The sequence below is a fragment of the Zhenhengia yiwuensis genome (assembly GCF_014384995.1).
Taxonomy (GTDB): domain Bacteria; phylum Bacillota; class Clostridia; order Lachnospirales; family Cellulosilyticaceae; genus Zhenhengia; species Zhenhengia yiwuensis.
In genome coordinates this window covers 1-6,546 of sequence record NZ_JACRSY010000068.1, presented here as the reverse complement: position 1 = coordinate 6,546, position 6,546 = coordinate 1, and the positions used below count along the sequence as shown (strand labels likewise).

Sequence of the window (6,546 nt, the reverse complement as noted above, 5' to 3'; positions counted from 1 at the left end):
CTTTGCAAAAAAATATTCCTATATAAAAAATAAGGCTAGAACCGAAGATCGAGCCTTATTTTTTATATTATAAACAAAAAGTACCTTCAATTAAAAAAGTATCTCTTTATTTATAAAACTGTCTTCTTTATGCCACTAAATGGCGTTGTTTACAAATAATAAAAAAATAAAACTCTGCCTTAAGTCGACTACAGCACCTGTAGCTTACAATTTCTTGCGATAATTAAGGACTTACACTGGCTTTGTATCTACTCTTAAGTATATCTGTTTATTACTTATTTGTAAATAATAGATTTAAAGTAGTAAGTCTAAAATAAATGATATTCTAAGCAAAAAAAGAAGACCATGTTGCCATGATCTAAAAACAAAAGATACTCCTACCATATGTGTAATACAATAGATAACTCCTGTAAGGGGGGAGTTTGCATGATTATTACAGAACAAATGTTCGTATTTGTAAATAGGGATTTGTCATTTTATGCAGAAAAATAGAACTAAGCTTTCACTTAGTCCTATCTAAAATGATATTTTTATTTACTTGTTAAATAACTATTTTATTGATTATTAAGCTTTTTCCATTTTCTAATTTTTGTGCGGAATGTTTTAAAAGGAGCAACTGTATTAATATGTACCCACTTCCAAATAGGCCATTTTGATGGTGTAGAAGACGCCCATTTTCTAACACCTTGTGAAAATAACTCCTCATCAGAAAAGCTACTAATCCAAATTATAATCCGTTCAACGCAATTATTGAATAGTCCTTTTAATTCATCTAAAGAATACTCTTTATACTCTTCATAAAAGTTCTCATACAAATCACCTAGCTTGTTCCATTTGTACTCAGGTGCAGGAGTAAGTACTTCATAGCCTTCTAATTCATTTTTATCCCAGTTCATAACTAGATTCATCCATCCTAGCTGATAGGCTAACATTTGAAATGGTGTGTGGTCAACGCCTTCAATAAGCCTATTTTTATCAGCTTCACTCACTGTATCAAACTCATCAATAAAAAGCTTTGCCATCTTTACTATTTGTTTAATAAGTTCATCCTTAGTCTCATATCCTTGCATATTATGCCCCCATAAATTTTTTACCCTTTCATTTTCTACATAATAACATATTGAATATGACAACAGCATGTCATATATTAAATGATTCGACTCATAAATTATCTATTTTTTATATATTATCATATTTTTTCATTAAAATCACCATTTCACTTAAAAAAGCTAGAACCTATGTCCTAGCTCTTAACAACCTATTCTCCTACTACCTGTCCTAAATAAATATCTCTAAATAAAGGTAAGTCTATGTAGCTCTTTTGCCCTGCTAGCTTATCTGCTAACGCTTTAATCCCCTCTTTTGCATATCTTTTGCATGTTGATTCACTCAGTCCGACTTTTCTTTCTGTATACGCCCATGTATACCCTTCTAGAAACTTTAAAACTAATACCTCTTTCCATTCAGGCTTAATGTCCTCTAATCCCATATCAATACGATTCACATAATAACTTAATGCCTCTATTTTCTCCTCAAGATCTAGTTCAAGTTGAACATTCTTAATGGCTATTTCTTCAACCTTTGAAGTGACTTTATTATTTTTTGATGGTATTGTATCATAATTAATCCCTGTTACACCTGTTTCTCCCTCTATCCTATTCTTACGATTTTCTTTTAATTTCTTTAATAATTTTATATTAGCCTCTAGCATATCCTTATTTGCCTTGTATTCTTCTAAACATTTCTTTGTCTCTTGTAAATAATCTTTCATCCTAATCCCTCCTAAATATCAAACTTTCATTTGCTTGAATAAGCACCAAAACACTCATGCCAAAATGACATAAGTGCTTAGGTGTTTATTCAATTAATATTCTTCAAAAAAGTCCGCTACTTCTTTCATACCTTCATCTATTACTTTAACGGGGTCAACATCTGTAGGCTGTACTAAACTTATAGTCCCGCTTCCTAGAACTTCCTTTATGGCTTCCATTACAACTTCTTTAAGGTCTTTTTCTTTCTCCATTCTGTAGCGTATGCATTCTCTTATAAAGTCTGATTTATTTCTATGCTTTGATACATACCTATGTAGATCCAAATTAGCTTCATCAAAGTGAACCATAACCCTTTTCTCACACATTAAATTTACTCCTTACAATTTTGTTGAACCCTTCTGTATTACTCCATTGAGCATCTTTTATGACTTCTGCATGTGATAGCCTTTGTTTTATCTCTTCTTCAACCAGTAAGCTTGTCCCTCCTGTAAAAACAACATCCATCGTGTCAAGGTTAAAGTTAGCCTTTTGCACTCTTGCAAGAACTTTATCAACATATCCTTCAAGAATTTCTTTAACATGTTTCTGACCTTCAAGTTGCCCTTTATACTTAATGCCTCCCTGCTCTAAGATAGCCCTAACATCTTTATCTTCTAATGAGCATCTATACTTTGTATCAAATTGCTGCTTGATTAAGGTTTCAATGTCCATACTTCCATAATTCTCGGTGAACATACTGCTTACTTGAGGAAGTCGATTATTATAAATAGTGAAGTTCATATTTCTACCGCCAAGGTCTATAACTGCAACTCTCTTATCCTTAAATCGCTCATCTGTATAAATAGGTCCTGAACCCTCTGGAAGTACAACTATCTTATCAATCTTAATTTTTATACTTACATCATCTACCTTAAACATTTGTGGCTGTTCTTTCATGTACTCTGCGTAAAGCTTTCTATTTTCATCACTTTTAAAAATACTCACTGGACACCCTACAGCAACTTTAATCTCATCTCTCCCCCCTAGCTTTGCTATAGCTGTATAAGTAGCCATTTTATGTAGAACACTTTGTTTCTCAAGGCTATAATCACTTTCTTCTCCCATATCACCTAAAATATAGGCCTTATTATCAATCTCAACTTTAAAACTACAGCCTTCTAATGGTATGCTGTTCGATTCATCAATGCGAGTGTAATTACTTCTAAACATTAAACGCTCATCACCAGCCATTGCTTTTGTTGCAAACTTTCCTGCATCTACTGCAAATATTTTATTAATCATCCTAATATCCTCCTTATGTATGCTTTTTGCATACATGCTTTCTATTTTTTGTATGCTTTTTGCATACATCATTATTTTTTATTTAAAATGGTAAATCGTCATCTTCTTCCATAGTTGATGGTGGCCATTCCCCTGCTGTTGTAGCTACACTTGAACTGGATGCATCTTGCGAATCACTATTTCTCTTTGTTGTTATAAAGTGTTGCTCCTCAATTATAATCTCAATACTTGTTCGCTTAGTTCCGTTATCGTCCCATGAACTTGTCTGTAGCCTACCAACTATAGACACCATATCTCCCTTATGTAAGTACTTGCTTGCATTTTCGGCTATCTTCCCAAATGCTGTAATATTAAAAAAGTCAACTTCAGATTCTCCTTGTTTTACATACTGCTTTCTGACCGCTAATCCATACCTTGCTACTGCCACTGGGTTAGCTGATTGAGAGTATCTTACTTCAGGATCACGCGTCAAACGCCCCATCAAAATCACTTTGTTCATCTTGTGCCTCCATTAATTCACTGTATTCTTTTAATCTCTTTCTACGCAGATATCTAACAAACGCTTCATTAAACAGCTTTCTCTGCATTTCTTGCTTGCTCTTTCTTGCTTGCTCTTTCGTGCTTCGTTCTCTGCAATTTGAGCTTCTATAACTTGTTGCATACTCACTTTACGCCCTCCTCCCAAAAGTAATTTTATTTTATTGTAATCTTCAGAATATATCATATAATATAATTAAAGAAGGTGATAATTATGTTAGCATGGATTCTTTGGCTAATAAAAAATTTTCGCTAGTTTCTCCAAGGGGGATTTGTTGAATCCCTCTTGGAAGCCTGCAAAAGTAATTTTTCTTGCATAGCTTTCTTAAATTTAATATAACTTTTACAATAATTGATCTGATATTCTCTTTTAGACGATTAATCTCTTGGCTTAGTCTATATCCTTCCAATAATTGTTCATTAGTCATGTTTCCGCTTATCCCCCTCCAAAAAACTATTTTATTAAGCTTGACCTTATCTACGCCTAAGAATATCCATACACTTAGATAACATATAAGAGACTTCTCCTTTGTTGTTGATGAAATTTGTACGTTTACCCCAAAACGTCCTGTCTGCTAAATATACTTTAACGTAATACTCTTCGTTATTTATATTTATACTGATGTTAACGTAGCCTTTATTAGATAGAGTATTGAACTGTTCGAAGAAATCTTTGTTTTTATCTATTTCTATCCATATCAAAATATCAGTATTTAAAGCGTAGTGACGTTTTATGCTATCTTGCAACCTAGCTTCAAAGTTGTTCATAATAGGTATCCATAGTTTACTTACGTTTTGTATCAATCCTAAGTCAGTTTTTTTATTCACAGGTTGTTTGTCTAAATTAGGATAATATTCTGTATCTGAAATGACTTGTTCCAGTTTGTACATTAGTAATGAAGCTAACAAAAGTCGTCTGTTGTAAGTAACTGTTACGGTATTTAGTTCTGCGAGTGATTTCTTACCTTCTATTTTCTCTTCTGCAACTACTGTCTTTGAGTTATAACCGTTGTTTATACTATCGTATAGTTGTATATAAAAAGCCTCTAAGTCGTTCAGCTCTTTAACTTCACACTTTTGTTCAACTTCAAATATAAAATTAGATTCTCCGTACTTATTCCATGCAAATTGTAGCTTCCGTGCATGTTTACCTTTGTTAAGTGCATTAATATGTTGTTTCCACCTGCGTTTTACATTTGTTGCTTTACCTATATACACATTTCCTGTAGCTGTATTTGTTATTTTATATATTCCTACCATAATATTCCTCTTAATTATAAAAAATAGCGTGGGTATTTCTCCACTATTCAATTAGCATTGCATTTTATCCATTTCATATACTACAACATCATTAATCATTCCGTTTATTTCTTCAATCTTAGATTCTACTTGCTAATCAGCGTTGCTATATTCTTAAGCCTTACTTCCACCGTTCCATTCGGATTAGTAATGATTTCTACAGCATTAGGATCATTAAGTATTTGAACAGGTAATTTGATTTCAATACCAGTGTTTGTTTTCAACTTATGAGTGGTATATTTTTTACCTATTTTATAGGCTTGTTGTAATTCAATAGCCTCTTCTGTTATACCTTGTTCTTCAAATATATCCATACAAGCATCTATGATTTCTTCTTTATCACCAAATGTATCATGCAATACGTCCTCTATCATAATGCTACTTGTACTCTCAATACTTTTAGCTAGATTACTTTTAGCAAAAGAAAGTGCCTCTATTTTATTCTCAAAGTTTTCCTCAATGGCTTCTGTAATAACTTTTTCTACAACATTGATTTTCTGTTTTGTAGAAAGTGGCGCTGTACAACCTAATAATGTGTGCACGTATTTCTCTTTATGAACATCTAGCAAAAGGATATTCAGTGTTTCTAAGTTGATAATAGCTGCCTCCTGGACCTTGCTACTTGTCTCTGGGAATATGTTCTTATGTTTAATGATCTGATTACACTCTATACTGTGATCCATTGCATGAGTGAATGCCTCTTTATAGTTCAACTTAATAAATGCTGCATAGGGTATTGCATCACGTTCAAATTGAGTAACAATCAAGTCGCCACTTGAAATGTTTTCAAATGTTTGTAGGTACGCAAAAAATTGGTGCGCCATATCACATGAGAAACTATAAAAATCTTTAATACCACTTTTAATAACCTCTAGCCATGGTGAGCTATCTTCAAATGCTGCTTTAGCCATGCTATGATTTTCAAATAGATCTACTACATAACTTGTAATATAAGCCTCTGTATCATCTGTTAAGTTTAAGCACTCTTTAGATAACAGTGGCATATCTAATGACGTATCTAATGTGTGCATAATTACTTTTTTAAACATAATACTCATTTTTATCCTCCGTTCTGGCACCGACATTAATGTCGGCACCAACAATAATTATTTTTATTTACTTTAAATTTTTACTTTTCCATAGCATATTGACATATTTTTATACTACAGTATAATTTTTGTCGAATAGAGTTTTGTTTATATACTTGTTGGGTTCACTAGTATTTACTTAGTGAGCCCTTTATTTTTTACAAAAGTTAATTTGTTTTATTAAGAATACTTTTAATCTCTTTAATGTATTTATTTGCTTTATCTATTCTTGCTTGGATTAAATCCTCATAATCTCGTTCTGCAAATAATTGCATTCCATTAAGTACTCCCTCAATCGAGTCTAAACAGACTCCTATCAAGTCCTTATCTAATGCATTCATATGTCGCCTCCATAAATAGGTTATTTGACTTTATAGTTCTATTTGCCCCGGCATAAGCTCCATAAGCTTTCTCATATCACAAACAGCCTTATAGTACTTATTGCTTCCCTGTATGCTATCTATTTCTATCAATCCAAGCTTTTTAAGCTTCTTTATGTATCTAGATGTATTGCCTTTTGCAATGCCAGTCTCTTTTACCAACTGTGCAGCTGTATAAGGCTTTGTAAG

11 protein-coding genes are annotated in these 6,546 nt (G+C 32.6%); all 11 read right to left on the bottom strand.

Features of this window, described 5'->3' with window-relative positions:
• Positions 1-554 precede the first annotated feature (554 nt).
• Positions 555-1,070 (bottom strand): ClbS/DfsB family four-helix bundle protein, encoded by a 516-nt coding sequence (locus H8718_RS19410; protein ID WP_249334675.1) that lies wholly within the window; start codon positions 1,068-1,070, stop codon positions 555-557.
• A 188-nt stretch (positions 1,071-1,258) separates the two neighbouring features.
• Positions 1,259-1,771, bottom strand: a complete 513-nt coding sequence (locus H8718_RS19405; protein WP_249334673.1) for an RNA polymerase sigma factor — start codon at positions 1,769-1,771, stop codon at positions 1,259-1,261.
• A gap of 93 nt (positions 1,772-1,864) precedes the next feature.
• Positions 1,865-2,137 carry a hypothetical protein gene (locus H8718_RS19400; protein ID WP_249334672.1) on the bottom strand — a complete coding sequence of 91 codons (273 nt, stop codon included), beginning with the start codon at positions 2,135-2,137 and terminating at the stop codon, positions 1,865-1,867.
• The gene (locus H8718_RS19395) at positions 2,130-3,053 is read right to left on the bottom strand and encodes a ParM/StbA family protein (RefSeq protein ID WP_249334670.1); all 924 of its coding nucleotides are present in this window, start codon (positions 3,051-3,053) and stop codon (positions 2,130-2,132) included. Before H8718_RS19395 ends, H8718_RS19400 begins: the two co-directional genes overlap by 8 nt.
• Before the next feature lie 82 nt (positions 3,054-3,135).
• Positions 3,136-3,552 (bottom strand): single-stranded DNA-binding protein, encoded by a 417-nt coding sequence (locus H8718_RS19390; RefSeq protein ID WP_249334669.1) that lies wholly within the window; start codon positions 3,550-3,552, stop codon positions 3,136-3,138.
• A gap of 30 nt (positions 3,553-3,582) precedes the next feature.
• The gene (locus H8718_RS19385; RefSeq protein WP_249334668.1) at positions 3,583-3,720 is read right to left on the bottom strand and encodes a hypothetical protein; all 138 of its coding nucleotides are present in this window, start codon (positions 3,718-3,720) and stop codon (positions 3,583-3,585) included.
• 82 nt (positions 3,721-3,802) lie between these two features.
• Positions 3,803-4,018 (bottom strand): hypothetical protein, encoded by a 216-nt coding sequence (locus tag H8718_RS19380; protein WP_249334667.1) that lies wholly within the window; start codon positions 4,016-4,018, stop codon positions 3,803-3,805.
• Between the two features lie 46 nt (positions 4,019-4,064).
• Positions 4,065-4,850, bottom strand: a complete 786-nt coding sequence (locus H8718_RS19375; RefSeq protein WP_249334666.1) for a GIY-YIG nuclease family protein — start codon at positions 4,848-4,850, stop codon at positions 4,065-4,067.
• Positions 4,851-4,975: 125 nt separating this feature from the next.
• Complete coding sequence (locus H8718_RS19370; protein WP_249334665.1) at positions 4,976-5,947, bottom strand: nucleoid-associated protein; 972 nt, start codon at positions 5,945-5,947, stop codon at positions 4,976-4,978.
• A 197-nt stretch (positions 5,948-6,144) separates the two neighbouring features.
• Entirely contained in the window at positions 6,145-6,318 is a 174-nt protein-coding gene (locus H8718_RS19365; protein WP_249334664.1) for a hypothetical protein, read from the bottom strand.
• A gap of 30 nt (positions 6,319-6,348) precedes the next feature.
• A partial coding sequence (locus H8718_RS19360; protein WP_249334662.1) for a MarR family transcriptional regulator occupies positions 6,349-6,546 on the bottom strand: 198 nt, incomplete at its 5' end.

Coding starts and splice junctions, on each gene's coding strand:
- H8718_RS19400 (WP_249334672.1), bottom strand. CDS start 2,137: ATGTGTGAGAAAAGGGTTATGGTTCACTTTGATGAAGCTAATTTGGAT.
- H8718_RS19390 (WP_249334669.1), bottom strand. CDS start 3,552: ATGAACAAAGTGATTTTGATGGGGCGTTTGACGCGTGATCCTGAAGTA.
- H8718_RS19410 (WP_249334675.1), bottom strand. CDS start 1,070: ATGCAAGGATATGAGACTAAGGATGAACTTATTAAACAAATAGTAAAG.
- H8718_RS19375 (WP_249334666.1), bottom strand. CDS start 4,850: ATGGTAGGAATATATAAAATAACAAATACAGCTACAGGAAATGTGTAT.
- H8718_RS19380 (WP_249334667.1), bottom strand. CDS start 4,018: ATGACTAATGAACAATTATTGGAAGGATATAGACTAAGCCAAGAGATT.
- H8718_RS19405 (WP_249334673.1), bottom strand. CDS start 1,771: ATGAAAGATTATTTACAAGAGACAAAGAAATGTTTAGAAGAATACAAG.
- H8718_RS19365 (WP_249334664.1), bottom strand. CDS start 6,318: ATGAATGCATTAGATAAGGACTTGATAGGAGTCTGTTTAGACTCGATT.
- H8718_RS19395 (WP_249334670.1), bottom strand. CDS start 3,053: ATGATTAATAAAATATTTGCAGTAGATGCAGGAAAGTTTGCAACAAAA.
- H8718_RS19370 (WP_249334665.1), bottom strand. CDS start 5,947: ATGAGTATTATGTTTAAAAAAGTAATTATGCACACATTAGATACGTCA.